The 219-nt window shown below is 48.4% G+C and carries 1 rRNA gene; it reads left to right on the top strand.

Annotation, left to right across the window (positions count from 1 at the left end):
* Positions 1–219 (top strand): 23S ribosomal RNA (locus H6A61_RS15825); the annotation flags it as partial.

The raw sequence follows: 219 nt of genomic DNA on the forward strand, positions 1-219 counted from the left end.
CGATGAAGGACGTGATAAGCTGCGAAAAGTCACGGGGAGGTGCAAATAACCTTTGATCCGTGAATCTCCGAATGGGACAACCCGATATCCTGAAGGGATATCACCTTACATAGTAAGGGGCTAACGCAGGGAACTGAAACATCTTAGTACCTGCAGGAAAAGAAAATAACAATGATTCCCCCAGTAGTGGCGAGCGAACGGGGAAGAGCCCAAACCTCT

The organism is Bacteroides caecigallinarum, assembly GCF_016901995.1.
GTDB classification, from domain to species: domain Bacteria; phylum Bacteroidota; class Bacteroidia; order Bacteroidales; family Bacteroidaceae; genus Phocaeicola; species Phocaeicola cellulolyticus.